The 26,203-nt window shown below is 69.3% G+C and carries 21 protein-coding genes; 8 read left to right on the top strand and 13 right to left on the bottom strand.

Translation table 11 applies throughout. The annotated features are described in order from the left end of the window. Together ACWDV4_RS25130 and ACWDV4_RS25135 are read left to right on the top strand one after the other, a co-directional pair. Nucleotides 1-966, top strand: a complete 966-nt coding sequence (locus ACWDV4_RS25130; protein ID WP_449983218.1) for a TrmB family transcriptional regulator — start codon at nt 1-3, stop codon at nt 964-966. Between the two features lie 122 nt (nt 967-1,088). Next, nucleotides 1,089-1,631 carry a hypothetical protein gene (locus ACWDV4_RS25135; protein ID WP_449983220.1) on the top strand — a complete coding sequence of 181 codons (543 nt, stop codon included), beginning with the start codon at nt 1,089-1,091 and terminating at the stop codon, nt 1,629-1,631. A gap of 75 nt (nt 1,632-1,706) precedes the next feature. On the opposite strand, the gene ACWDV4_RS25140 is transcribed toward ACWDV4_RS25135, so the two are convergent. From ACWDV4_RS25140 to ACWDV4_RS25150, 3 genes are all read right to left on the bottom strand, one after another. Continuing rightward, nucleotides 1,707-2,777 carry a phage baseplate protein gene (locus ACWDV4_RS25140; protein ID WP_449983223.1) on the bottom strand — a complete coding sequence of 357 codons (1,071 nt, stop codon included), beginning with the start codon at nt 2,775-2,777 and terminating at the stop codon, nt 1,707-1,709. Between the two features lie 167 nt (nt 2,778-2,944). Continuing rightward, nucleotides 2,945-5,764 (bottom strand): aconitate hydratase, encoded by a 2,820-nt coding sequence (locus ACWDV4_RS25145; RefSeq protein WP_449983226.1) that lies wholly within the window; start codon nt 5,762-5,764, stop codon nt 2,945-2,947. A gap of 162 nt (nt 5,765-5,926) precedes the next feature. Further along, nucleotides 5,927-8,656 carry an Hsp70 family protein gene (locus ACWDV4_RS25150; protein WP_449983229.1) on the bottom strand — a complete coding sequence of 910 codons (2,730 nt, stop codon included), beginning with the start codon at nt 8,654-8,656 and terminating at the stop codon, nt 5,927-5,929. A gap of 202 nt (nt 8,657-8,858) precedes the next feature. Here ACWDV4_RS25150 and ACWDV4_RS25155 point away from each other — a divergent pair, with 202 nt between their 5' ends. Further along, nucleotides 8,859-9,755, top strand: a complete 897-nt coding sequence (locus ACWDV4_RS25155) for an N-acetyltransferase family protein (protein ID WP_449983232.1) — start codon at nt 8,859-8,861, stop codon at nt 9,753-9,755. 47 nt (nt 9,756-9,802) lie between these two features. Here the strand turns inward: ACWDV4_RS25155 and ACWDV4_RS25160 are convergent, their stop codons facing one another. The 3 genes from ACWDV4_RS25160 to ACWDV4_RS25170 form a co-directional block, all read right to left on the bottom strand. Further along, on the bottom strand, nt 9,803-10,297 hold the full coding sequence (locus ACWDV4_RS25160) for a hypothetical protein (RefSeq protein WP_449983235.1): 495 nt from the start codon (nt 10,295-10,297) through the stop codon (nt 9,803-9,805). 68 nt (nt 10,298-10,365) lie between these two features. Then, the gene (locus tag ACWDV4_RS25165; RefSeq protein WP_449983238.1) at nt 10,366-12,105 is read right to left on the bottom strand and encodes a RyR domain-containing protein; all 1,740 of its coding nucleotides are present in this window, start codon (nt 12,103-12,105) and stop codon (nt 10,366-10,368) included. A gap of 124 nt (nt 12,106-12,229) precedes the next feature. Continuing rightward, complete coding sequence (locus tag ACWDV4_RS25170; RefSeq protein ID WP_449983241.1) at nt 12,230-13,702, bottom strand: aminopeptidase P family protein; 1,473 nt, start codon at nt 13,700-13,702, stop codon at nt 12,230-12,232. Nucleotides 13,703-13,827: 125 nt separating this feature from the next. Between ACWDV4_RS25170 and asnB the strand changes: the two genes are divergently transcribed. After that, entirely contained in the window at nt 13,828-15,789 is a 1,962-nt protein-coding gene (gene asnB / locus ACWDV4_RS25175) for an asparagine synthase (glutamine-hydrolyzing) (protein ID WP_449983243.1), read from the top strand. A 110-nt stretch (nt 15,790-15,899) separates the two neighbouring features. Here the strand turns inward: asnB and ACWDV4_RS25180 are convergent, their stop codons facing one another. The 3 genes from ACWDV4_RS25180 to ACWDV4_RS25190 all read right to left on the bottom strand — a co-directional run bounded on the left by ACWDV4_RS25180 (nt 15,900) and on the right by ACWDV4_RS25190 (nt 18,595). Further along, nucleotides 15,900-16,979 carry a lytic polysaccharide monooxygenase auxiliary activity family 9 protein gene (locus ACWDV4_RS25180; protein WP_449983246.1) on the bottom strand — a complete coding sequence of 360 codons (1,080 nt, stop codon included), beginning with the start codon at nt 16,977-16,979 and terminating at the stop codon, nt 15,900-15,902. Nucleotides 16,980-17,318: 339 nt separating this feature from the next. After that, a complete protein-coding gene (locus ACWDV4_RS25185; RefSeq protein ID WP_449983249.1) occupies nt 17,319-18,149 on the bottom strand; it encodes an MBL fold metallo-hydrolase in 831 nt (276 codons plus the stop codon). After that, nucleotides 18,146-18,595 (bottom strand): thioesterase family protein, encoded by a 450-nt coding sequence (locus tag ACWDV4_RS25190; protein ID WP_449983252.1) that lies wholly within the window; start codon nt 18,593-18,595, stop codon nt 18,146-18,148. The genes ACWDV4_RS25185 and ACWDV4_RS25190 overlap by 4 nt, the downstream gene beginning before the upstream one ends. A 197-nt stretch (nt 18,596-18,792) precedes the next feature. Here ACWDV4_RS25190 and ACWDV4_RS25195 point away from each other — a divergent pair, with 197 nt between their 5' ends. Continuing rightward, nucleotides 18,793-19,809: a phosphatase PAP2 family protein gene (locus ACWDV4_RS25195; protein ID WP_449983275.1), complete on the top strand. Its 1,017-nt coding sequence runs from the start codon at nt 18,793-18,795 to the stop codon at nt 19,807-19,809. Here the strand turns inward: ACWDV4_RS25195 and ACWDV4_RS25200 are convergent. From ACWDV4_RS25200 to ACWDV4_RS25210, 3 genes are read right to left on the bottom strand one after another with little or no spacing between them, the layout of a single operon-like run. Then, nucleotides 19,799-21,292 carry a PH domain-containing protein gene (locus ACWDV4_RS25200; protein WP_449983255.1) on the bottom strand — a complete coding sequence of 498 codons (1,494 nt, stop codon included), beginning with the start codon at nt 21,290-21,292 and terminating at the stop codon, nt 19,799-19,801. The genes ACWDV4_RS25195 and ACWDV4_RS25200 overlap by 11 nt on opposite strands. 40 nt (nt 21,293-21,332) lie before the next feature. Further along, nucleotides 21,333-21,860: a PH domain-containing protein gene (locus tag ACWDV4_RS25205; protein ID WP_449983258.1), complete on the bottom strand. Its 528-nt coding sequence runs from the start codon at nt 21,858-21,860 to the stop codon at nt 21,333-21,335. Next, on the bottom strand, nt 21,857-22,117 hold the full coding sequence (locus ACWDV4_RS25210) for a hypothetical protein (protein ID WP_449983261.1): 261 nt from the start codon (nt 22,115-22,117) through the stop codon (nt 21,857-21,859). Before ACWDV4_RS25210 ends, ACWDV4_RS25205 begins: the two co-directional genes overlap by 4 nt. A gap of 303 nt (nt 22,118-22,420) precedes the next feature. Between ACWDV4_RS25210 and ACWDV4_RS25215 the strand changes: the two genes are divergently transcribed. The 3 genes from ACWDV4_RS25215 to ACWDV4_RS25225 are packed head-to-tail and all read left to right on the top strand — an operon-like array spanning nt 22,421 to nt 25,583. Further along, nucleotides 22,421-23,551 (top strand): AAA family ATPase, encoded by a 1,131-nt coding sequence (locus ACWDV4_RS25215; RefSeq protein WP_449983264.1) that lies wholly within the window; start codon nt 22,421-22,423, stop codon nt 23,549-23,551. A gap of 32 nt (nt 23,552-23,583) precedes the next feature. Further along, nucleotides 23,584-24,636, top strand: a complete 1,053-nt coding sequence (locus tag ACWDV4_RS25220; RefSeq protein WP_449983278.1) for a DUF58 domain-containing protein — start codon at nt 23,584-23,586, stop codon at nt 24,634-24,636. Continuing rightward, nucleotides 24,633-25,583, top strand: coding sequence for a VWA domain-containing protein (locus tag ACWDV4_RS25225; protein WP_449983267.1), 951 nt, complete (start codon nt 24,633-24,635; stop codon nt 25,581-25,583). Before ACWDV4_RS25220 ends, ACWDV4_RS25225 begins: the two co-directional genes overlap by 4 nt. 74 nt (nt 25,584-25,657) lie before the next feature. Here the strand turns inward: ACWDV4_RS25225 and ACWDV4_RS25230 are convergent, their stop codons facing one another. Beyond that, nucleotides 25,658-26,113 (bottom strand): NUDIX hydrolase, encoded by a 456-nt coding sequence (locus ACWDV4_RS25230; RefSeq protein WP_449983270.1) that lies wholly within the window; start codon nt 26,111-26,113, stop codon nt 25,658-25,660. Between the last annotated feature and the right edge of the window lie 90 nt (nt 26,114-26,203).

A 26,203-nucleotide genomic window follows, 5' to 3' on the forward strand; every position in this document is an offset into this window, starting at 1 on the left:
GTGTCACTTGAACCGAATGCCCTGGCCGGCGCCGGTGTCAAAGCCGACGAGGAGGCGATCCTGCGGGCGTTGCTGACGCTGCCCCAGGCGACCGTCGACGAGCTCTCCATCACCAGCGATCAACCACCTGACCGGGTCGCCGCCGCGTTGGCCCGATTGACCGGCCGGGGCCTGGTCGCCCGACTGGCCGGCGCCCAGACCCAGTACACGGCGGCGGATCCACGGACCGCGCTGGACGCCCTCATCCACCCCGCTGAGCAGGCGCTACACCGGGCCCGGGAGGCTGCTGCCGAACTCAGCGCGCTGTTCCACACCGCCCGTGCCGAGCGGCCGGTGGCCGGACCGGTCGAGGTGGTCACCGGGCGGGAGGAGATCAGTCGCTCCTTCGTACGGATCCAGCAGAGCGCCGTACACGACGTGTACGCCTTCGACCGGCCACCGTACGTGCACGCCGTCGGGAACCCGGTCGAGCCGGCCATCCTCGCCAAGGGCGTACGGTGGCGGGTGGTCTACCATCCGGACGCGCTCGCGCTGCCCGGTGCCCTCGCCGAGGTACGAGCCCTGGCGACCCTCGGCGAACAGGCCCGGATGCTCACCGACGTGCCGTTCAAGATGCACCTGGTCGACAACCGGGTCGCCCTGGTGGCGCTGGACACCGACACCGCGACCGGACGGGCCGCGCTGGTGTACCCCTCGGCCCTGCTGGAAGCGCTCTTGATCGTGTTCGAGTCGTGCTGGCAACGAGCCACACCGTTGGACGGGGCAGTCGGCGAGGATGAGGTCTCTGACGAGGATCGGCAGCTGCTGGCGTTGCTGGCGGCCGGCGTCAAGGACGACGCGATCGGCCGCCAGTTGGGCCTGTCGGTGCGTACGATGCGGCGCCGGGTGCGCCGGTTGCTGGACCTGCTTGGTGCGCAGACCCGGTTCCAGGCCGGCATGCAGGCCGCCCGACGTGGCTGGATCTGACCAGCGGGGGTGGAGACATCCGACCAGCGGGCGCGGACACAGCTGGCCGGCCGGCCCGGGTTGGCGGACACACCGGCTGCCGAAGTGGCAGGTCATGGACCTGCGGTGCTAGCGTCCGTCCGGTGATCGACACCGAAGTGCAGCTCGTCGCCCAGCCACGCCTCGATACCCTGGTGAGCAGTTATCCCACCGACGTCCGCCAGCTGCGGAGCGAGTTCGCGGGAGTCGCCTGGATCGGCGACACGCCCGATTCTGACAGCGGCATGATGGGCCCGAGCTACCAGCGACGTTCGTTCGATACCCGGCTCTTCCTGCCGGACACCCACTGGTACGACGCGGACCTCCTTGGGGACGTCGTGGTGCAGGTGAGCGCCAGTGTGTTGCAGGTCGCCAGCACCGCCCAGCAGACCCAGGGGCTGGTCGGCGCGGTGGCCGAACCGGTGGTGGAGTTCTACGAGCACCCCGAGGGGCTGGACGGGGTCGGGCTCTGCCTCTGGCTGCGGGGCACCATCTGGTCCAACATCGGCCTGTCGTACCGGGTCAGCGTGCTCTCCGACCCCGACGCGGTCATCCGCGTCGGGAAGGAGGTGGAGCTGGACGACGAGGGCAGCGACACGGATGCGGACGGAAGCGGCGACAGCAGCGGTGATGTCGGCGGTGAGTAGCGCCGCGCGGTCCGTACCCCGATGACGAGACGGGCCCGTTCCCATCGTAGTGAGTGATAGGAACGGGCCCGCCGATCAGATCAGCAGGTCCTTGTAGTAGATGCTGGCCAGCCGGGCCCCGCTGACGCCGGAGGCGAAACCGAAGCAGAGGCGGGCAGTGCTCAGATCGGCGGGGTTGGTGAGCTGCACCGCCATTCCCTCCGGCTCCCGGAAGGAGAGCGAGTAGGCGGCCTTGGACCACGCACGCTGGACGACCGCGCCGGTGCTGAAGTCCACCGTGGTCAGGTAGGTGTTGCCCTGGTTGGCCACGGTCGAGTCGTACGTACCGTAGGCGCTGCCCTCCAGCAGGTAGAGATAACGGCCAAAGCTGGTGTAGCCCTGGAACGGCCGGTTTTCGGCGACCACGTCGGGCTGGTCCACGGTGGCGATCGGGGTGTAGTTGCCGCTCTTGAACGCGGTCAGGTCATAGGCGGAGATGCGCATCCGGCCGCCGAGCGAGTAGCGCACGATGAGCTGCCCGTACGCGAAGTCGACCGACGCGGTGGTGTTGGTGGCTCCGGCGACCGGCTTGTGCTTCTCCATCGGTGAGGCTTTGGTCAGCACCGCCCGGTTCACGAACGGGAACCGGGTGATGGACGAGCCACGCGCGGTCTCACCGTTGCTCACCGCGTCCGTCTCCGTCCAGAGGTACGTCGAGCTGCCGACCGGCTCCGCACCGATCGACACACCGTGCCCGAAGCCCAGCAGGTACATCTGCCCGAGTTGGTTGCCGGCGAAGTCGAGCTGGGTGATGCAGAGGTCGCCAGCGGCGTCCCGGTCCGCCCCGCTGACCGCAGCCGGCTCGGCGAGCTTCAGTCCACCCTGGAGCACCTGGGCGACGTAGATCCGCCGGTTTACGTTGTCGAAGGCGAAGGACTGGAGGACGGTGGCGTTGCGTAGCGGCTTCTCCCGGAACAACGGGTCCGACGCGTCGGTCAGGTTGAACCGTTGGGAGGTCGGTAGCGCGGCTGCGGCCATCGCCGTCGTGCGGGCCATAACCGGCGGGGCAGCCCCGGCAGCCTGGCTCATGCCCAGCGCGCCGAGCGTGCCCAACGCCGCTCCACCACCGGCGACCAGTAGGCCGCGTCGCGAAACCGTGTCACCCATCAAGAACTCCCCCAGGTCCGAAGAATCGTTGCAGATGTAACTCGTACCGGGAAGGAAACTTTCATAGATCGATACGGGCGCGCAAGAGCGATGTCCGGCCCGGATACGCGGAAGGGCTCCTTCCCATGGGACAAGCCATAGGAAGGAGCCCTCCGTTATCGCACAGCTCAGGCGGTGAGCATCTTTCGCAGGACGTACTGCAGGATGCCGCCGTGCCGGTAGTAGTCGGCCTCACCCGGGGTGTCGATGCGGACCACCGCATCGAACTCGATCCCCGTGTCGGTGGTGACCTTGACGGTACGCGGGATGCCGCCCTCGTTGAGCTCGGTGACCCCGGTGAAGGTGAAGGTCTCCGTGCCGGTGAGCCCGAGCGTGTCGGCGGTTACCTCGTTCGGGTACTGCAGCGGCAGCACACCCATGCCGATCAGGTTGGACCGGTGGATCCGCTCGTACGACTCGGCGATGACCGCCCGTACGCCGAGCAGCATGGTGCCCTTGGCTGCCCAGTCCCGGGACGAGCCGGAGCCGTACTCCTTGCCGGCCAGGATCACCAGCGGTACGCCCGCCGCCTGGTAGGCCACCGAGGCGTCGTAGATGGTGGACTGCTCGCCGGTCAGGTGGTTGACCGTGAAGCCACCCTCCACACCCGGAACGAGCTGGTTACGCAGCCGGATGTTGGCGAAGGTGCCCCGGATCATCACCTCGTGGTTACCGCGCCGCGAACCGTACGAGTTGAACTCGTGCCGGGCCACCCCGTGCTCGGCCAGGTACTTGCCGGCGGGGGAGTCGGCCTTGATCGCACCGGCCGGCGAGATGTGGTCGGTGGTCACCGAGTCACCCAGCTTGGCCAGCACCCGCGCGGCAGTGATGTCGCTTACCGGCTGCGGGTCCCGGGCCATGCCCTCGAAGTACGGGGGCTTGCGCACGTAGGTCGACTCGTTGGTCCAGGCGAACGTGTCCCCGGTCGGGGTGGGCAGCGACTGCCAGCGCTCGTCACCGGCGAACACGTCGGAGTACGCCGCACCGAACCCGGTCGCGCCGATGGCCGAGGCGATCACGTCCTGGATCTCGGCGGAGTTGGGCCAGATGTCGCGGAGGAAGACCGGCTCGCCGTCGGAGCCGTAGCCGATCGGCTCGTTGGCCAGGTCGATGTCCATCGTGCCGGCCAGCGCGTACGCCACCACCAGCGGCGGGGACGCCAGGTAGTTCATCTTGACGTCCGGGTTGATCCGGCCCTCGAAGTTCCGGTTGCCGGAGAGCACCGAGACCACCGACAGGTCGGCCTCGTTGACCGCGGCGGAGACCGCCTCGGGCAGCGGCCCGGAGTTGCCGATGCAGGTGGTGCAGCCGTAGCCGACCAGGTGGAAGCCGAGCTTCTCCAGGTACGGGGTGAGACCGGCCCGCTCGTAGTAGTCCATGACCACCTTGGAGCCGGGGGCCAGCGTGGTCTTCACCCACGGCTTGCGAGCCAGGCCCCGCTCGACGGCGTTACGGGCCAGCAGCGCCGCGCCGATCATCACCTGCGGGTTGGAGGTGTTGGTGCAGGAGGTGATGGCGGCGATCACGACGGCACCGTGGTCGAGTTCGTACTCGGTGCCGTTCTCGTCGGTGACCCGGATCGGGTTGCTCTGCCGGCCGTTCGCGCCGGTGGCGGCGGAGATCAGGTCACGCGGCTTGTCTGCCGGGTCGATCTGGTCGTTGGCCGGCGGGTCGCTGGCCGGGAAGGATTCCTTGCTGGCCTCGTCCGCAGGGCCGGTGACCGGCCGCTTGTCGGTGTCCAGGTAGTTCTGCAACGCCGAGCGGAACAGCGTCTTGGCGTTGCCCAGCGGCACCCGGTCCTGCGGGCGCTTCGGGCCGGCCAGGGACGGCTCGATGGTGGAGAGGTCCAGTTCGAGCCGCTCGCTGTAGTCCGGCTCGGCGGCCGGGTCGTGCCAGAGGCCCTGCTCCTTGGCGTACGCCTCGACCAGCGCGACCTGCTCCTCGCTGCGGCCGGTGAGCTTGAGGTAGCGGACGGTCTCGTCGTCGATCGGGAAGATCGCCACGGTGGAGCCGTACTCCGGGGACATGTTGCCGATGGTGGCCCGGTTGGCCAGCGGCACCGCACTCACGCCAGGTCCGTAGAACTCGACGAACTTGCCGACCACGCCGTGCTGCCGCAGCATCTCGGTGATGGTGAGCACCAGGTCGGTGGCGGTGGTGCCGGCCGGGGCCTCACCGTGCAGCTTGAAGCCGACGACGCGCGGGATGAGCATGCTCACCGGCTGGCCGAGCATCGCGGCCTCGGCCTCGATGCCGCCGACGCCCCAGCCCAGCACACCCAGGCCGTTGACCATCGTGGTGTGCGAGTCGGTGCCGACGACGGTGTCCGGGTACGCTGCCAGGCTCCCGTCGGGTCCCTTTCGCTCCATGATGGTGCGGGCCAGGTATTCGATGTTGACCTGGTGCACGATGCCGGTGCCGGGCGGGACGACCTTGAACTCGTTGAACGCGCTCTGGCCCCAGCGCAGGAACTGGTAGCGCTCCTTGTTGCGCTCGTACTCCAGCTCGACGTTGCGGGCGAAGGCGTCCTCGCGACCGAAGAGGTCGGCGATGACCGAGTGGTCGATGACCAACTCGGCCGGGGCCAGCGGGTTGACCTTGGTGGCGTCGCCGCCCAGCTCGCGGACCGCCTCGCGCATGGTGGCCAGGTCGACCACGCAGGGCACGCCGGTGAAGTCCTGCATCAGCACCCGGGCCGGGGTGAACTGAATCTCCACGCTCGGGTCGGCGGTGGCGTCCCAGCCACCGAGCTGCCGAATGTGGTCGGCGGTGATGTTCGCGCCGTCCTCGGTGCGGAGCAGGTTCTCCAGCAGGATCTTGAGGCTGTACGGCAGGCGGTCGTGCCCGTCCACCTTACTGATCTTGAAAATTTCGTAGCTCGCGTCTCCGACGCGTAGCTGGGTCTTCGCACCGAAGGTGTCGAGGCTCGCCACGTCGTACTCCTTCACACCAGCGACCGTGAGTAGTCCTGAGTCTTGCGCACGGGGTACTGCGCTGCCTGGCTTAGGCAACACTTACCGGCCGATTCTGTAGTCAACAAAACCGTACGTCCGTCTTGCTATCCGCGCAACCCCGGGCCAAGTTCTGGGACCACAGGGGGTGGCGCGGGGTCAGGCCAGGCTGCCGACCTTGAACACCAGCGTACGGCGGTCCTTGGTGCTGACTGTCACGGAGTCCCCGTCGAGGTAGACCTGCTCGGGTGACTCAGCACCCACGTCGACCGCCACGGTGGCCTTGCCGGTTGCCCGGTCCACCAGCCAGATCTGCCACTGGCTGGCCCGGCCGTCGTAGTTGGTCAGCACCATTCGCCCTGGGGCCGTGGCCACCACATGTGGAGAACTCTCGAATGCCTGCACCTGCTTGCCGGTGAAGTCCAGCACCTTCGGATCGCGGAGGATCCCGAAGATTCCCGCACCAAAGATCACGTTGCCGCTGTCGGCGTGCCACGACTCCCGATCCGACCACTCGACTTCCTTGCGCCAGACCTCCTGCCCGGTACGGGTGTCCACCGCCACGAAATAGTCGTTACCCGAGCCCGGTGTGTCGACCGCCGCGCAGACCAGGTGGGGGCCGCAGACCCCGACGTTCTCGATCTGGTTGCCGGCGGTCAGTGAGAGAGCCCACTTCGACGTGAAGTCCGGGACCGAGTACGCGGCCAGCACCGCCTTGCCGCCGGTGACCGAGTTGTGTCGCTTGCCGATGACCAGCCCGTCGAAGCCCAGCCACAGCGCCTCGTCGAACGGCAATGCCCCGCTGCCCAGCGTCTTCTTGGTCTTTGCATCGAGGGCGATGCCGACCCGCTTCGTCGTGTCGAGTTCGACCACCACCTCGCTGGCGGTCATCGTTTCGCGCAGACCGTTCGCTGGCGGCAGGACCCCGGGACCGGCCGGGGTCTCCGCCGTGGGAAAGATCCGCATCGCACTGATCCGGTGGTCTGTGTTCGACAGCAGGTCGTCACTGCCGTCCCGCTTCCACTTCGTCCGTCCGGTCCGCAGGTCGACCCGCTCGACGGCGTTGTCGTAGATGCCGTCGAGGACCTCCGTCACCGCCTCGGTACCGAAGTAGGCGATGTCCACCCGGTCTTCCCACGGCTTCTTCCACAACAGCGTGCCGTCGGTGGCGTTGAGTACCACCCGGACGTCCTTGCCGTTGTCGAGAGCGGACTGTTTTCCGTCGATGACGATCAGATCCGCGACCGGTGTGATCGTCATCTCGGTGGGCTCGATGCTTACCTCGACCGTCCAGCCCGGCCCGGTGCCGGTCCTGGGTAGCGCACGGACCTCGGTCGAGCCGTTACCGGTGGTGGCCCAGACGACCCGGTCGCCGACCAGGGTCGTCGCGGTAGCACCGTCCCGCGACGGTGCCAGCTCGTGTACCCGGTCGAGCTTGCCCCGCCCCGGTTGCTGGTCACCGCTCTTCCCGCTGCCGATGCCGAGCCCGCCCGAGCCGGAACCGTTGGAGCCATTGCCGAACGCCTCGGTGGCCCACTGTCCGCCCTTGATCACCGCACCTACGCAGCCGGCCAGGACCGCCAGCAGGACGACAGCGGTGACCGCGCGAGGTACCGGCCGGCGAGGCGGGGCGGTGGTCTTGATCGGCGGGAACGCCGGGCCGCTCGGTGGCTGACCGAACCCGGGGGACCAGCCAGGCGGACCCGATGGTGGCGGCGACGGTCGGCCTGCGGGCGGTGGCGGTGACGGCGGCGGGCCTGTGGGCGGCGGTGACGGGACACCACCGGCGGTCGTACCCGGGGCATTGGTCGTACCGGTGGCGTAGATCAACGCGCCGTATGCGACCGGCAGTTCCGGTTGCTCGGGCACCGAGGGCGCGACACCTAGCCGGGCGTGCAGCCGGGTCGCCACCACGGGCATCCGGCTCGCCCCGCCGACCAACAACAGGCCGGCCAGACTGCCCGGGGCGACCCCGGCCCGTTGCAGGACCCGGCGGATCTCGTCGACGCCTCGGGCGACGAGTGGACTGGCGATCCGATCCAGCTCCTCCCGGGTGAGATGCATCGGCTCGTCGAGGCCCGGCACGTGCACCGGGGCCACCGTCGTACGCGACAGCATCTCCTTCGCGGTACGGACCTCGGTCCAGAAGCTCTGCCGGTCGCGGCGGTCTGCGGCGGTCTGCGGTTCGCGGAGCCGCTGCCACAGGTCGGCGTTCCGAATTCCGGCGAGCTGGCCGAGGTGCGCCACCAGCGCCTCGTCGATGTCCAGGCCACCCAGGTCGTCGAGCCCACCGGTGGCGAGCACCCGCAGGCCGACCTCCGCACGCTCGACCACGGCCACGTCGAGGGTCCCGCCGCCGAGGTCGAAGATGCCGAGGTGACCGCCGACCGGCACCTGCTGCCCAAGGACCTGTACGCAGTAGGTGGCGGCGGCAATCGGCTCGTCGACCAGATGAACCTGTTCGAGCCCGGCCAGCCGGGCCGCCTCACGCAGCACCTCGCGGCGAGGCTGCCCCCAGTCGGCGGGGCAGGTCAGGATGGTGTCGTCGGTGGTCGGTTCGATGCCGGCGTGCCGGGCCTCCTCGACGACCCGGCGCAGGATGGCGGCGAGGAGCGCGCTGACCGCCAGTTCGGCGTCACCCAGCAGCACCCAACCCTCGTCGATGCGGCGCTTAGGGTGCGGCTCGAAGCGTTCCGGTTCGGCCGCCCCGAGCCGGGCACCGTCCCGTCCGGTGTGCACTGTGCCGACGACGTCCACGAAGACCCCGGAGGCGAGCAGCGGCGAGCCGTCGAACAGCAGCGATCGCGGCTGTTGGCCGGGCCGGTGCACCACGGCGACGGTGTGTGTGGTGCCCAGGTCGACAGCCAGCCGGGCCGGGTTCCCCACCATTTCACCTCCGGGCGGGCGCGGGCGGCACCGCCGGGCGGATCGTACTTGCCGAATGCCATCAGCCGGCCGGTCGACCCATGGTCATCCGGCCGGCAGGGCATCGAGTGATATCAGCCCAAAATAGGTTGACTGGTCGTTTGTGACAGGTGAGCATTGGCGACCGCCCAACGCCGTACTGGTGTTGCTTACCGCGAGGAATTGAATGCAGATCAGGACTGCCGTACCCGATGATGCTCCGGCCGTGGTGGCGCTGCGCGCCGAGGTCTACCCGTACCTGGTTCGCGGGATCGAGTCGACCCGCCGGATGATCTCAGAGCCGCCACCCGGTGAACACTGGGTGGCGTTTGTCGTCGAGAGCGACGGCCGGCTGGTCGGTTGGGCTTCGTCATATCTGAATGGGACGACGTCCGAGGCGGACTTCGGGGAGATTTCCCTTCTGCACGTGCAACCGGACTACCGGCATCGGGGTGCGGGCAGCGCACTACTCGCCGCAGCCACGCAACACCTGACCGGGATCGGGGCCCGACGCGTACGGACCTGGGTGTTGGAACAGTCGCTGGAGTTCGCGCGAAAGCGCGGATTCGAGCCCAGCCGGCAGATGCGCTACGCGGCCCGGACACTGCGGTCCCTACCACCCGTACCGTCCGCACCGCCGGGGGTTCGACTGGCGACACTCTCCGATCTGGACCCCGAGCAGCTGTACGAGGCATATGTTGCGGCCAGCGCGGACACACCGGATGACGTGGCCTACGATGCGCTCTCCTACGACACCTGGCGGTACGAGGTCTGGGAGAACCTGGGGCTGGACAAGGCCGCCAGTGTCACCGCGATGGTCGACGACGACATCGTCGCGTTTTCGTTCGTCAAACGGGATGGCGAGCGCATGTGGTCGGACATGACCGCGACGCTGCCGCAGCATCGTGGTCGTGGGCTGGCGCGACTGGTCAAGTCCGCAGCGCTACAGCATGCTGCCGCACGTGGCGTCACGGTCGCGTACACCTCCAACGAAGAATCGAACGCGCCGATGCTCGCGATCAACAGCCGGTTGGGCTACCGCCCGGTCGTCACCCAGTGGTCCTGCCTGACCAACCTGCCCTGATTCCGGCCAGAATCGCTGCTGGCCATCGGAGTGTGGCAAGAACGCCATTAGTGGAGCCGACGGCCCCGTCGGGCACCGTCGGGCCACAGCACGGTCACCGGCAGCTGACGGGCCCGGGCGGCGCGTACCACATCGGCGGTGTCGCCGGTGCTGGCCGAGGGACGGCCGTCCCAGACCGCCAGCAGATGGTCGCAGCGGCGCAGCAACTCCTCACTCGCCGCCATGTACGCTTCCCGGCCCGACTCCGGATACGGCATGTAGGACACCGTCGTTGCCTTGGCGAGCAGCTCGTCGAAGTCGGCCAGGTTGTGCGCCTCGACGGCCCGTTCCCGATAGTCCATCGCCGGGATGATCACCTCATAGGTGCCGCCGGTGGCGAGGACGGCGCGGGCGAAGAGCTGGTCGGCCCCGTCGGCCAGGCAGGTGACTCCGTGCAGCTCCCGTCCGGCGTACGGCTTGAGCTGCTTGGCCAGGCAGGCGTAGATCAACTCGGCGGTCCCGCTGGCGAGAATGACGTGACCGGTGACCCCGATCCGCGGCATGGCACACCGTCCGTTCCTCGTCGCGCGCTGGCCCTTGTCGCGCGCCGTTCTCGTCACGAGTAGTTGCGTCACGCGTGCCGTACCCGGACGATCCGGAACCCGGCGTCGGCCAGGATGGCCGGCAGCTCCCGGATGGCGTCGTGGTTGCGCTCACGCATCTCCTCGTCCAGGCTCTCCCAGGTGCTCAACGCCGGATGCAGCCGGCGGGCATCGTCCCGGCTGTTGGCATATCGCCAGCCGGTGGCGACCCGCTCCGCCACCCAGCGCTGGTGTTCGAGTACGGCGAGCCGCTCGATCTCATGCTCGGCCAGGACGTGTTCGACTCCCGGGCCGACCCGGGGGGAGAGGGCACAGCCCAGTTCACGTAGTTTCCGGCCGATGTCGTCGGCCTGGGCGCGGTTGGCCTGGCGCAGCGTCTCCGGCAGCTCGTCCCAGGGCACCAGCGCGGGATTGGCGGTAGACGTCTCGCCGTGTCGGTGTCGGGCCACCAGGTAACTCTCGTGGATCACCCGGGCCAGCCGTTCCACCAGGTCGTCCCCGATCAGCGTCGGATCGCAGGCCGCATGCACCACCCCGTAGAGGCGCAGCGCCCCGGAGAGGTCGTCGAGCACCCGGTCGCCGTGATCGGTGTCGAACGCTTCCCGCAGGCTGGCCAGCCGGTCCAGGCGTACCACCACCGAGCCGGGGCCGCCGTGCCACAACTGCTCGGTGGTCAGCGCGGTCTTGAGCGCCTGCTCCTCGTCGTCGTAGCAGATGAAGACCCGGTCCGGCGGCAGGGGAAAGCCGGTGTCGAGCAGCTCGGCCAGCCCACCGTCGTACGGCGTGATGTGGCAGACCCGGGAGAGGAAGGGATAGCGGTGGGCCAGCTCGGCCGCTGCCCGGGTGGCTTCGTCGTCGACCAGGGCGATCGGCAGCAGTGTGTCGCCGCCCGGGTCCCGCATCCGCCACTGGCGGGCCAACTCGACCAGCGCCGCCCGACCGAAGACGGTGGCACCGAGCACCACCACCCGGGGTGGGCCACCCCGTATCGGCAACAGTGGATCCCGGACGAACAGGTTGCGGGCGGCTAGGTCGTCGATGTTGAAGAAGTCGAGCCGGGTACCGGGATGCTCGGCCAACCCCAGGTGCCGGGCCTGTAGGGCGAGACAGAGTTCCGGATCGGAGACCTGTGCGAAGACCGCCAGCGGGGTCCGTCGGTTCCGCTGGGCGGCGGCGAGCGCGATCGCGGTGTTGGTGGCGTTGTCACTGGTGCACGCGTAGAGCGCCCGCGCCCGCCGGATGCCCGCTGTACGGAGCACGTCTGGATCGCGGGCGGCGGCCGCCCGGGCGGTGAGGGTGTGGGCGGTGCCGGGGCGCGGTACGCCGGGCTCGGAGATCACCGCCTCGGCCGGTACGGTCACCACCCGCTCGCCCGCTGCCCGCAGCCGCCGGGCCAGGGTGCTGGCGACCAGCCCGTCGCCGCAGACGATGACGTGGTTGCGGGAGTTACGGGCACGTAGCCGGCGCAGCTCGGCGGCGAACAGCAGTCGGCCCGCCTCGACGAAGGCGTAGACGGTGACCGCAGGAGCGGTGAACCGGGCGATGTTGAGCAGCTCCGGGATTTTTCCGCCGTCGTCCAGCGGTGGCGACCCCAGCACGAAGAGTTGCAGGTCGTAGTAGAGCAGGTCGAGGGGATCGTGTGTAGGCAGGTACTCGGCGAAGCCGAGGTAGCCGAAGACGACCGAGAGCAGGCCGATCGTTCCGAAGATCAGCCTCAGTAGGTTCATGGTGGGCGCGCGGGGCGGCTCGCCGAGGCTGCTCCCAGGCACTGCATCCCCCTGTCGGGGTCGGGGCGATGACGCAGCGCCATCGTACCGTTGCCGCTAGCAGTGAGGAAACATCGATTGGTCGGATGTTGTACTGCCCCGACCAATCGATGTCTCCCCGGACGGCTCAGCCCGGCAGGCGCGGTCCCGCCTCGCGCTGCGCCGCGAGCCAGGTCTCGACCTCGTCGGCCTGCCGAGGCAGGCCCGCCGACATGTTGACGGCCCCGGCGGCGGTGACCAGGATGTCGTCCTCGATCCGGATCCCGACGCCGCGCAGTTCTGCGGGCACCAGCTCGTCCTCGGGCTGGAAGTAGAGGCCGGGCTCGACCGTGAGCACGTAGCCCTCGGCGAGGTCACCCTCGCGGTAGGTCTCCTTGCGAGCCTGGGCGCAGTCGTGCACGTCGATGCCGAGCATGTGCCCGAAACCGTGCAGCGTCCACCGCCGGTAGACGGTCGACTCGCGGTCCATCGCCTCGTCCACGCTGACCGGCAGCAGGCCCAGGTCGTGCAGCCCCTCGGCGAGCACCCGCATGCAGGTCTCGTGTACGTCCCGGAAGGCCACGCCCGGCTTGATGTAGTCGATGCCGGCCTGCTGCGAGGCGTACACGATGTCGTAGAGCTGACGCTGCAGCGGGCTGAACCGGCCGTCGACCGGCACGGTCCGGGTGACGTCGGCGGTGTAGAGGTGATGCCCCTCCACGCCCATGTCCATCAGCAGCAGTTCGCCAGGACGAGTGGTGCCGTTGTTGCGTACCCAGTGCAGGATCGTGGCGTGCTCGCCGGCCCCGACGATCGAGCCGTACCCGACGTCGTTGCCGTCGTGCCGGGCCCGCAGCGCGAAGATCCCCTCCAGCAGCCGCTCGGAGACGCCCCGGTCGGCCGGCAGCACCCGGGCCACGTCCTCGAAGCCCCGGACGGTGGCGTCGATCGCGTCCTGGAGCTGGGCGATCTCCCACTCGTCCTTGACCAGCTTCAGCTCGGCGATCGCGGCGGCCAGCTCGCGGTCCCGGCCGACGGTGTCGCCCTGTCTCCGGTACGGGAGCACGGCCGCGTCCACGTCGGCGTCCAGCCCGCGCAACACCCGGGTACGCCCCGGTGCGCACCCAGCCAGCGCGGCATCCAGCTCGGTCAGCGGGGCGGTCTGGACACCCAGCTCGGTGGACTTCTCGTTGAGTGTGTGCCGGCGGCCCACCCACAGCTCGCCGTGCCGGCTGCGGAAGAACTCGTCGCTCTCCTTCGAGCAGCGGGGCCGCATGTAGAGGACGGCGTCGTGGCCGCTGCCGTTCGGGCGCATCACCAGCACGCTGTCCGGGTCGTGGTCACCGGTCAGGTAGGCGAAGTCGCTTCCGGGGCGGAACGGGTAGTTCGTGTCGTTGGCGCGTACCTTTTCCGGTCCGGTGGGAATCACCAGTGTTTCGCCGGAGAAGGCGGCCGACAGCGCGGCCCGGCGCTTGGCGTAATTGGGCACCTCTGGCCGGGGCCCGATCGGCAGTGCGCTGTCCCGCCAGCCCTCGCGCATGAATGCGAGGAACTTTTCTGGGAAGTCGGGATCGTGCGATTCAGTTCCTGCCGCCGTACTCTTGTCTTGCTCGTCGCTCATCGCCCGGTCCTCCCTCGCTCACCGTCGTTGCCGACGGTATCGCGCCGAACCGTACCGTGGCGATGGGGGCGGTGGGGGCAACGGTGCCGGCACAGCCAACCGGCGCGCGTGGAAAGATGACCGCCATGTGCGGACTTCTGGCTTTTTTCAGCGCGCGCGGTGACGCCGGCGCGCACCGCGATGCCATCGCCGGTGCGTTGGAATGCCTGCACCACCGGGGACCGGACGAGACCGGGGTCGAGTTGATCGCCGATGGTTCGGGCCGGTACGCGGATGCGGTCTTCGCCCACAAGCGGCTGGCGATCATCGACGTGGCGCTGAGCCACGAACCCCTGCCCTACGCCGACGGTCGCTACCTGCTGACCTTCAACGGTGAGATCTACAACTACATCGAGCTGCGTGAGGAACTGATCCGCGACTACGGTGCCCAATTCGCCACCCAGGGTGACGGTGAGGTGATCGTCGCCGGCTTCCACTACTGGGGCGAGCGGGTACTCGACCGGCTGCGCGGGATGTTCGCCTTCGTCATCTGGGACCGCAAGGAGCGGCGGGCGTTCGGTGCCCGGGACAACTTCGGTATCAAGCCGTTGCACTACCTGCAGACCCCGGACGGGGTCTACCTCGCCTCGGAGAAGAAGGCGCTGCTGCCGTTCGCGCCCTCGGCGTACGCCGGGGACGCGGGGGTGAACACCGCCAACCTGTCGCACTACCTGACCCTGCAGTACGTGCCCGAGCCGGGCACCCTGCACCAGGGCATCAACCGGATCGGGTCGGGTGAGTACCTGACCTGGCAGCCCGGCGGTCAGATCGAAATACGCCGCTGGTACCGCCCGGTGTTCCGGCCCACCCCGATCGACGATCCGCAGCGGCTCTACCACCAGATCCGCGAGACGCTGCGCGAGAGCGTACGGATGCACATGCGCTCGGACGTGCCGGTCGGCTCGTTCCTGTCCAGCGGCATCGACTCGACTGCGGTGGTGGCGCTGGCCCGGGAGTTCAACCCGAACATCCTGACCTTCACCGTGGGCTACGACGTGCCGGGCTACTCGGAGATCGACGTTGCCCAGGACTCGGCCCGCCACCTTGGGGTGACCACCATCCCGACCAAGATCGGCCCGCACGACATGATGGAGGCGCTGCCCCGGATCGTCTGGCACCTGGACGACCCGGTCGCCGACCCGGCGCTGGTGCCGCTCTACTTCGTGGCCAAGAAGGCGGCCGAGTACGTCACCGTGGTCCTCTCTGGCGAGGGTGCCGACGAGTTCTTCGGCGGCTACACCATCTACCGCGAGCCGTTGTCGCTCGAAGCGGTGAACGGCCTGCCCAGCGGGGTGCAGAAGGGGCTGCGGGCGGTCTCCAAGGCGATTCCGCAGGGAGTCAAGGGCAAGAGCTTCCTGGAGCGCGGCACCACCCCGATCGAGCAGCGCTACTACGGCAACGCGCGGATGTTCACCGAGGAGGAGAAGCAGCACCTGATGCGCCGCTACAACCCCGCGGTGCGCTACACAGACGTCACCGCGCCGGTCTACGCCGAGTGCGCCGAGCTGGACGACGTCACCAAGATGCAGTACATCGACCTCTACACCTGGCTGCGCGGAGACATCCTGGTCAAGGCGGACCGGATCTCCATGGCGCACTCCCTCGAGGTGCGGGTGCCGTTCCTGGACCGGGAGGTGTTCAACGTGGCGTCGATCATTCCGGTGGACCTGAAGCTCCCGCCGCGCTCGGACGCCACCAAGTTCGCCATGCGCCAGGCGTTGCAGGGGGTGGTCCCGCCGGCCATCGTCAACCGGCGCAAGCTGGGCTTCCCGACCCCGACCCGGGTCTGGCTGCGGGGCGAGATGTACGAGTGGGTCCGGCACATCATCGCCACCTCCGGTGCCGGTGACCTGCTCGACCTGAACTACGCCATCCGGCTGCTGGACGAGCACAAGCGGGAGGAGGCGGACCACTCCCGCAAGGTCTGGACCGTGCTGATCTTCTGCATCTGGCACGCCATCTTCGTGGCCAAGACCCTCGACCCGGGCATCCAGCGCAACCAGTCCGCGCTTCTCACCAAGCCGGTGGTCGGCTCGATGGTGGCCTGACCCTTCCCTGTCCCTGCTGATCAAGAGGTTTGCGTCAGCCGAGCTACCGCTCGGTGACGCAAACCTCTTGATCAACTCGTCGGAGTAGCGGGAGTAGCGGGAGCGGCGGGTTACGGGCTGGTGCAGGTCACCGTGGGGGCACCGTTGGTCGCCCCGGCGCTGGCGGTGAACCCGAACGTGGTGGTGCCGTTGGGCGGTACAGCCCCGTTGTACGCCGCGTTGCGGACCGTGACACTGGCCCCGTTCTGGGTGTGCGTGCCGTTCCACAGCTGGCCGATGCTCTGCCCGTTGGGCCAGGTCCAGGTGGCGGTCCACCCGTTGAACGTCGAACTACCGTGGTTCATGATCGTGACCTCCGCTTGGAAGCCACCGGACCAGGCATTGACCACCCGATAGCCGGCCATGCAGCTGGTCGGACCCGGCGGCGGGGTGGTCGGCCCGGTCGTCGGCGGCGGCGTGGTCGGGTTGGGGGTCGGAGTGCCACCGGGCCCGACCCCGGTCACCTCACCGTTGCCGCCGTCGAAGACCACGTCCGAGCAGCCGAAGAAGTTCTCCTGGCTGTCCGAGCGCACCCAGCGGGAGTAGATGATGTGCCGGCCGCTCTTGCCAGTCGGCAGCTGACCACTGAAGTAGTAGTGCCCCTCGTTGCTGCCGGGCCCACCGTTCTGCGGCGGGTTGGTCACCGTCAGGAACGGCTCCTCCAGGTCGCTCCAGGCCAGCGGCTGGGTCGGGCTCCAACTGTTCTTGGTCACGTAGAAGTAGAACGTGCCCGGGTGATGGGCCCAGTTGCTGTACTTGAAGCTGAAGTTGGCCCCCGAGGTGAGGTGGGTCAGCGGCCAGTCGTCGCGGGCCAGGTCGTACCCGCTGAAGCCGGTGTTGCCACCGCTGCACAGTTGGCCGTCCGGGATGAAGCCCACCGTACGGCCGTTCGCGTCGGAACGCAGCACGCTGAACCAGTTGTAGAGCGAGTTGGCCCCACTCTGCGCGACGGCCGCCGCGCAGGCCGGGTTGTTCGGTTGGATGTCGCCCTGCGGGCTGAGCCCGTCCTTCCAACACAGGTAGGTGCGGCTACCCGGGGCCATGGAGGCACCGTGCGCCGAGGCGGAATGGGGAAGCACCACCGTCACGACGGCGGCGGTGACGAGGGTGGCCACGGCGGAGAGGACCGTGAGCCGATGCAGACGTTTCACCGAGTTCTCCTTGCTGGACCGAGTCCCGCCAGCCGGGCGCAAATCGATGCGGATGGCTCGCTACGGCGGAACGGAACGGGGACAGGGGCGAGGCGCGGACGGATGGTGGCGGCGGTACGGCCGCCCGGTCCGCGTATCGACGCCGCTCTCGTGGCCCTGCCGGTTCCCGTGCAGCGCGTCAGCCCCCGCGCTGTCTCGGCAGCGCTATCCCAGCACGGATCAGACATCAACTCAATAGGTGTATCTCGATTAATTTGCTGTCGGCTGTCGGCTGTCGGCTGTCGGCTGTCGGCTGCCGGGCGCCCGGGGGCGGGCCGAGATAGCCCGGTGGTTCACCGGTCAGGAGTCACCGGTCAGCTCGGCATAGCCCCGGCGTACCGCCACCAGGGCCGGCTCCGGACCGAATGGGGCCTGGGCGGCCACCCGCTCGGGCGGCACGTGGTCGCAGTGGCCCTCGCGGATCAGCCAGCCGAGCGTGGCGAGCTGGTCGTGCTGGGCCTGCACGAAGTCCCGGTCGACCACAGCACCATGCCCGGGCACCACCGTGGTCCCGGCGGTGGTGTGGCGCAGCAGCTCGGCCAGCGTGCCGGCCCACTCCAGCGGGTAGCTGTCCTCGAAAGCGGGCGGGCCGCTCTCCTCGACCAGGTCACCGGCGATCAGCACGTCGGCGTCGGAAACCTGCACCACCAGGTCGCCCTCGGTGTGCCCCCGGCCGATGTGGCGCAGCGTGACCGGTCGCCCGCCGAGATCCAGGGTGGATTCCAGGTGTACGGCATGGCCGGGCGCGAGCACCGGCGTCCGGCGCAGTTCGGCGGCCAGCTCCGGCTCACTGGCGAGCATCTCCTCGTACGCCTGCCGGCGCACCTCGTCGGCGTGGTCGCGTAACAACGCCACGGTGGTCTCGTGGGCGTATACCGGGCGGGCCGGGTCACCGGCCAACGTGGCATTGCCGAAACAGTGGTCGAAGTGGTGGTGGGTGTTGACGATGGTCCACGGAAGCGCCGTGATGGCCCGGACCGCAGCGGCCAGTTCGGTCGCCTGGTCCGCGGTGGACAGCGTGTCCACCAGCAGCGCTGCCTCGTCGCCGAGCACCAGGGTGACGTTGACGTCGAGCACCGGGTGCCGCAGCACCCAGACCCGGTCGGCTACCTCGGCGAAGCGGACGCTCATGCCGACCCGGTGGCCCGCTCCACGAACCGGTGCCGGTCGACCAGGACCCGCTCAACCCGGCCCTCGGCCACCGTCGTTTCGCCGTCGGTCACGGTCACCTCGAACAACAGCCGCCGGCCGTCGACCTTGGCCAACCGGGCCTGGGCGGTGACCGTACGACCGACCGGGGTGGGGGCCCGATGGTCCAGTTCCACCCGTAGCCCGACGGTGGTCATGCCGGTGGGCATCCGGGTAGCGGTGGCGGCGACGGTGGCCGCCTCGGCCAGCGCGAGCACCCGGGGCGTGCCCAGCACCGGCACGTCGCCCGAGCCGACCGCCTGCGCGGTGTCGGAGTCGGTGACGGTCAGCTCCACCCGGGCGGACAGCCCCGGGGTGAGGGCGGATTCCGGCTGCTGACCCGATCCCGCCGACGCTGCCGTGAGATCAGGATCTGGCTGCTGTTCCATGCGATCAGGATAGGCGCTCGGTACGGGCCGGCGCTGGCGTGTACGGACCGCCCGAGGCGGGAAGATGGTCGATTTCAGGCGGGATGCGGTCGCCGTTAGGCTTGTCGGCGATGGTTGCCAACGTCACCGAACCCGCCTCCACCACGCCTTCCGGCTCGCCGCCCGCCCCGGTCGACCGGCGTCGCCGAGTGCGCGCCATGTCGATCTGGTCGGTCGCGTTCGTGGCTGGCTGGTTGCTCATCGGCCTGCCCACCGACCCGCTCTACGCCTTCGTCTGGCTGTGGACCGCGACGATCGCCTGGAACAGCCACCGCCCGTGGCGCGGCCACCTGCGATTCGCGCGGGACTGGCTGCCGATCGTGCTGCTACTGGCCCTCTACAACCTGTCCCGAGGGTTCGCCGACAACGGGGCCATTCCGCACGCCATGGAACTCGTCGTCGCCGATGTGTGGATGTTCGGCTGGGCCACCGACGGTGTCGTGCCCACCATCTGGCTTCAGGAACGGTTCTACGATCCCGCCGGCATCCACTGGTGGGACGTGGTGGCGAGCTGGGTCTACTTCTCGCACTTCGTGGCCGCGCTGGCCGCTGCCGTGGTGCTCTGGCTACGGGACCGGCCCCGGTGGGCGGCGTTCATGCGGCGCTGGGGTTTCCTGTGTGCGACCGGCCTGGTGACCTACTTCCTCTACCCGGCCGCGCCGCCGTGGTGGGCGGCGCAGTACGGCCTGATCGAGGACGTCGCCCGCATCTCCACCCGAGGGTGGAAGGCGTTCGGCATGCACGGCGCCGGCAACCTGCTGAACGCCGGCCAGATCGCCTCCAATCCGGTAGCGGCGATGCCGTCGCTGCACACCGCGTTCGCGCTCTTCGTGGTCGTCTTCTTCATCGCCAACGTTCGGCGGCGGTGGTGGCCGTTGCTGCTCGCCTATCCGCTGGCGATGACTGCCACCCTGGTCTATTCCGGCGAGCACTATGTGATCGACGTACTGGTCGGTTGGGTCTACGTCGGGATGACCTTCCTGGTGGTTGGCCTCGCCGAACGGTGGTGGGCGGCTCGGAAGGCCCGCCGTCAGGCCGCCGCCGCGCCGGCACCGGCCGGCGAGGGCCCGACCGAGACGGGTACGGCGGCGGTACCGGCACAGCCGGCGGATGCTGCCAGCGGCGACGACCCGGAGAGTCTGCCGGACGAGCAGCCGGTGCCGCTCAGGCGGTGAATCGGGCGGCGCGGGCACGGGCCGTCAACTCGGCGGCCATCGCCCACGCCTCGGTCAGGTCCCGGTTGTGTGCGGCCGCGCCGCTGCCGCCGGCGGTGTCCGCGTGCACCGTGGCCAGTCCCAGTCGGCGTTGCACCGGCCCCTGCACCACCCGAACACTCTGGATCCGGGCGTACGGCACCAGCACGAGCTGACGGGTGATCAGCCCGCTGCGTACGGCGAACACCGCCGGGGAGAGCGTCGCCCCGAGTAACGGTTGGACCAGCGGGTTCAGCCAGCGGGCCCGGCGCGGCGGCGGGGTCGGCACCAGCCGGGCGAAGTCGACGCCGGGCAGCACCTCCCACACGATCATCCGACCGGTGTCCAGGACGCCGACGGGAAGTAGCCGGTCGGCGCGGTTGCGGCCGTCCTGCTCGGGACCGGCTGCGTAGCCGGCCACGTCCATCCGCAGCCGCAGCCACCCCTGCACCCGCCAGAGCAGCGGCCAGGTCACGGTGACCGCCTGTACCCGGTCGAGTGGCAAGGTCTGCGCACGGGTCTCCAGCAGGCCGTTGTGTGCCCGTACGGCGTTGTCGTCCCGGGCCAGCCGGAAGTCCCAGTCGTCGAGCACCCGGCGTACCGGCTGCAACAGCACCCCGGCGGTGGCGGTGATGGTGCTGGCCACGGCGATGAACGAGAACGAGCCCTCGTAGAGGAACTGGGACACGATGAAGGCCACCCCGAACGGCAGGAAGAACGCCTGCGGGGTGAGCAGTTGGCTGATCAGCAGATCCCGGTTGACCACCGTGTGCAGCAGGCGGCCCCGCGCTGGGGGCGGGGCTCCGGTGGCTACGGCCTCCGGGGCGACGCCGACCGGCGGTTGGGGGGCGTGGCCGGCGAGGTTCAGCAGCCGGGCCCGCAGCGCGACCGCGTCGGCGAGCGAGACGTACGCCAGCGGGGCCTCGGTCTTCCCGCCACCGACCACCTCCAGTCGCAGCTCGGCCAGGCCGGTGAGCTGGGCCAGCAGCGGTCGGACCACCTCGACGGCCTGCAACCGTTCCAACGGGATCGCCCGGGTACGACGCCACAGCAGACCGTCGTGGATCCGTAGCTCTCGGCCCACGATGTGATAGCCGGTGTAGTACCAGCTGACCACGGAGAGTGCGACGGCACCGAGCAGTAGGACCGTCACCAGTACGGCGAACCAGCCCAGCCCGATCCGGGACAGGGTGGACCAGGAGAGTGCTGCGACGATCACCACCAGGGACTTGGCGCTGTGCAGCAGCGGGCTCAGCGGATGCAGTCGTTGCCGTGGTTCGGGACCCGGGGGGCCTACCGGCCCCGGCTGCCCCGGTGGACTGGGTGGGCCAGGTGGCACCGCCGGCGGCCCCGGTGGGCCCAGCGGAGGGCCAGATGGCGGCAGCGGTGGGCCCACTGGTGGCCCCGGCTGATTCGGGGGACCGGCTGGCTGGCCGGGTGGCAGCGGTGCGCCCGGCTGGCTCATCGGGCCGGTCCTTGGCTGGCCGCAGCACGGGTGGAGTGGTTCACAGGCCCTCCACCCGGTCCTCGCCGAGGGCGGTGAGCCGGTCCCGTAACCGGGATGCTTCTGCTGGGCGTAGGCCCGGGACCCTGGCGTCGCTCGCCGCCGCTGCCGTGTGCAGTTGCACCGTGGCGAGGTTGAACGCCCGCTCCAACGGCCCCGCGCTGACGTCGACGAACTGCATCCGGGCGTACGGCACGATCGACAGTCGGCGGATCAGTAGGCCGTGTCGGACGAGCAGATCGTTGTCGCGTTCGGCGTACCCCCAGGCGTGCACGGCCCGTACGATCGCGACCACCCGTAGCCCGGCCAGCAGTATCACGACCACGAACGCCAGGCCGAGGAACCAGCGACCGGTCATTGCCCAGCCGATACCGAGGCCACCGAGTACCACCACCAGTCCGAAGCCGAACTGGATCAGCTCGACCCAGATGAGGTCGCGGGACACGGGTTGCCACCGTACGGTGTCGGGCCAGGGCTCCAGCGGGTCGTTGGGGCCGGTCCTCGCGTCAGGTGCCGGGACGTCGCTCAATCGGTCACCTCACTGTGCTCGTCCACGTCATCGAGGGTAGGTGATGGTGGGACCGGTGCCACCTCACGCAGGAACCCGCGCGCGTCCAGGAAGTCGCCGAGCGAGCTGCGGTGATCTGAGCAGGCGAGCCAGGTCTTGCGCCGGTCGGGATCGTGCAGCCGAGGGTTGTTCCAACGCAGTGCCCAGACACCCGGTGCCTGGCAGCCCCGGGCCGAGCAGATCGGTGGGGCGGGTCGCGCGAGGGGAGTGTCTGTCACGTCGGCGAGTCTACGGTCCTGTTCACCAGCAGACTCGCGAGTGTTTGTCGTGACCGGACCCATGGTTGTCGCCGAATGCCGGGCGTACCGAGGATTTAAGCGCCGGGCGGCCACGGGGGGAGCCGCCCGGCGACGGCTGCATCGTACACCTGGAAAACCCCTCCATGTCCACCCGCGTCCGACGTTTCGCGTTGCGACGCGCCGGTATCGGAAATCGGGTTCTCCATTTCCGCGCTTTCCGACAGACGTGCAAGGCTTAAGGCGGCAATAGTTTCCACTCATCTGACCCGTTGTGGAGGACCGGTGGCCCAGCCGACCACGCCCGACACCCCGACCTCGCCCACGGCCGGTGCCCCGACCCCGCCGTCGGCCGGCGATGTTCCGGCCCCGGGGTCCACCCCGGCCGAGGACGCCACCCTGCTCGAACGCGCGCTGTTCGAGGTCAAACGGGTGATCGTCGGGCAGGACCGGATGGTGGAGCGGATGTTCGTCGCTCTGCTGGCCCGAGGGCACTGCCTGCTGGAGGGAGTGCCCGGAGTGGCCAAGACCCTCGCCGTGGAGACCCTCGCCAAGGTGGTGGGCGGCAGTTTCGCCCGGGTGCAGTTCACCCCGGACTTGGTACCGGCGGACATCGTCGGCACCCGGATCTACCGTCAGTCGAGTGAGAAGTTCGACGTCGAACTCGGTCCGGTCTTCGTCAACTTCCTGCTCGCCGACGAGATCAACCGGGCCCCGGCCAAGGTGCAGTCGGCCCTGCTGGAGGTGATGTCCGAACGGCAGGTGTCGATCGGCGGCCAGTCCCACCCGGTGCCCGATCCCTTCCTGGTGATGGCCACCCAGAACCCGATCGAGCAGGAGGGCGTCTACCCGCTGCCGGAGGCGCAGCGGGACCGGTTCCTGATGAAGATCCTGGTCGGCTATCCGAGCGACGCCGAGGAACGCGAGATCGTCTACCGGATGGGGATCGCGGCCCCCGAACCGTCGCCAGTGTTCACCCCCACCGAGCTGATCGCCCTGCAACGCAAGGCCGACCAGGTGTTCGTACACAACGCCCTGGTCGACTACACCGTACGGCTGGTGCTGGCCACCCGGTCGCCGGCCGAGCACGGCATGCCGGACGTCGGGCAACTCATCCAGTACGGGGCCAGCCCGCGCGCCTCGCTGGGCATCGTCCGGGCGACCCGGGCGCTGGCGCTGATGCGCGGGCGCGACTACGCGCTGCCGCAGGATGTCCAGGACATCGCCCCGGATATCCTGCGCCACCGATTGGTGCTCAGCTACGACGCGCTGGCCGACGACGTACCGGCCGACCACATCGTCGGCCGCATCATGAGCACCATTCCGCTACCGTCGGTCGCCCCCCGGCAGAACGCCGTCGCGACACCACCGGTCAGCCCGCCGCCGGGTGCCGGCTGGCCCGGACGGATGCCGTGACGGCAAGCGGCGCCTGGCCGGCCGATGGGTCGATGGCCAGCGAGTCGATGGCCAGCGGGTCGACGAGCGGAGCGCCGTCGGGCCGAGCCGAGGCGGTGCTGTCTCGATTGCAGCTGCTGGTCACCCGCAAACTCGATGGCCTGCTCCAGGGCGACTACATCGGGCTGCTACCGGGACCCGGCACCGAGGCGGGAGAGTCACGGGAATACCGCCCCGGTGACGACGTACGGCGGATGGACTGGCCGGTCACGGCCCGGACCACCGTGCCGCACGTCCGGCGGACGGTCGCCGACCGGGAGTTGGAGACCTGGCTGGCGGTGGACCTGTCGGCCAGTCTCGACTTCGGCACCGGCCGCTGGCTCAAACGGGATCTGGTGGTGGCCGCCTCCGCAGCCGTGGCGCACCTGACCGTACGCGGTGGCAACCGGATCGGCGCGGTGGTGGGCAGTGGCGGCACCGGGCCCGCTCCGGCCACCGGAAAACCCGCCAGGTGGGCCACCGGCAGGTCAGCCGGGGCAGCCTCCGGTAGGTCAGCGGGGGCAGCCTCCGGCAGCTCGGCCGGGCCCGACGGGATACTGCGCCTGCCCGCTCGCCCGGGCCGCAAGGAGGCACAGGGGTTGCTGCGGGCCATCGCCGGCACCGAGGTCCGCCCGGGTCGCAGCGACCTCGGTGCGTTGATCGACATGCTCAACCGACCGCCGCGCCGACGCGGAGTGGCGGTGGTGATCTCCGACTTCCTGGCCCCGCCCGAGCAGTGGGGGCGTCCCCTACGAAAGCTGGCGGTACGGCACGACGTGCTCGCCATCGAGGTGGTCGACCCGCGTGAGTTGGAGCTGCCCGACGTCGGGGTGCTCGCGCTGGTCGACCCGGAGACCGGCGAAATGCACGAGGTGCAGACCGCCGACCCCCGCCTGCGTCGCCGTTACGCCGAGGCGGCCTCGATTCAGCGTTCCGCCATCGCCAACGAGCTACGCGCCGCCGGGGCGGCGCACCTGCGCCTGCGTACCGACTCCGACTGGCTGCTGGACATGGTGCGGTTCGTCGCCGCGCAACGACACGCACGTACCCGAGGGACGACACGATGATTCGTTTTCTGCAGCCGTGGTGGCTGCTGGCCCTGCTGCCCGTGCTCGCCATCGCCGGGTTGTACGTCTGGCGACAGTTGCACCGCCGGTCGTATGCCATGCGGTTCACCAACGTGGACCTGCTTCGTACCTTGGCCCCCAAGGGGCTGGGCTGGCGGCGGCACGCCGCCTCCGGGGCGCTTCTGCTCAGCCTGATCGCCCTGGCCACCGGCATGGCCCGGCCGTCGATCGACACCAAGGAACCGCTCGAGCGGGCCACCATCATGCTGGCCATCGACGTGTCCCTGTCCATGCAGGCCGGCGACGTGACCCCGAACCGGCTGGAGGCGGCCCAGGAGGCGGCCAAGCAGTTCGTCGCCGAGCTGCCCCCGACGTTCAACCTCGGCCTGGTGGCCTTCGCCAAGTCCGCCAATGTCCTGGTGCCGCCCACCAAGGACCGGCCGGCGGTCACCCAGGCCATCGACGGTCTGGTGCTGGCCGAGGCGACGGCGACCGGCGAGGCGGTCTTCACCTGCCTGGAGGCGATCCGGTCGGTACCGGCCGATGGTGCTGCGGAGATCCCACCGGCCCGGATCGTGCTGCTCTCCGACGGTTACCGCACCTCGGGACGGTCGGTGGAGGAGGCGGGCGCGGCGGCCCAGGCGGCCAACGTGCCGGTTTCCACGATCGCCTTCGGTACCGACGCCGGCATGGTGGACATCGGCGGCCAGGTCCAGCGGGTGCCGGTGGACCGGCAGGCGCTCGCCCAGCTTGCCGAGGCCACCCAGGGCTATTTCTACGAGGCGGCCTCGGTCAGCGAGCTGAAGCAGGTCTACCAGGACATGGGCAGCTCGATCGGGTTCCGTACCGAGCCCCGGGAGATCACCCAGTGGTACGCCGGCATCGCCCTGCTCTTCGCGCTCTCGGCGGCCGGGATGAGTCTGCTGTGGACATCCCGGATGTTGTGACACCCGACCGTCGAACGACGCTGGGTGGGCTGTGCCGGTGCTCAGTTGCCGGCCCAGCCCACCGGCTCGACTGGCTAGGTGCCGATCATCGTCAGACTGTCGATCGCCGCAGGGGACAGCCGTGATTTCTCCAGGCCGGCCAAGGGCAGCCAGCTAACGGCACAGGTGGAGTCATCGGTCTTGGTGACCGCGAGTGGTCCGGGTGTGACATCGACGAGGTAGAAGAGCCCCACCAGATGCCAGTTCACTCCGAGCCGATGAGCGGTGTACGTCCGCGCCGCCACCAGTTGGGCGGCATGGAGCCCGAGACCGGTCTCCTCGTACAGCTCACGTGCCAGCGCCTCCTGCGGTTGCTCGCCCGGATCGATTCCCCCACCGGGTAGATGCCACAGTCCAGGCAGGAAGATCGGTGACGTACTCGAGAGCTGCGTGAGTAGCAGTCGACCCTCCGTGACGGCAATCGCATATGCCGAGACGCGCGAACGTATCTGACTCTCCATGCTGTCGATATCGCCGATGTCGGATGTCATCAGATTCCTCCGTGGATACTGCGGCCTTCAGGCCGGAGAGGAAGCGGACTCCTGCGGAGCAGGTCAGGGGTAGCCGATTCGCCGTCGAGG

This window comes from Micromonospora sp. NPDC003197 (genome assembly GCF_053590565.1).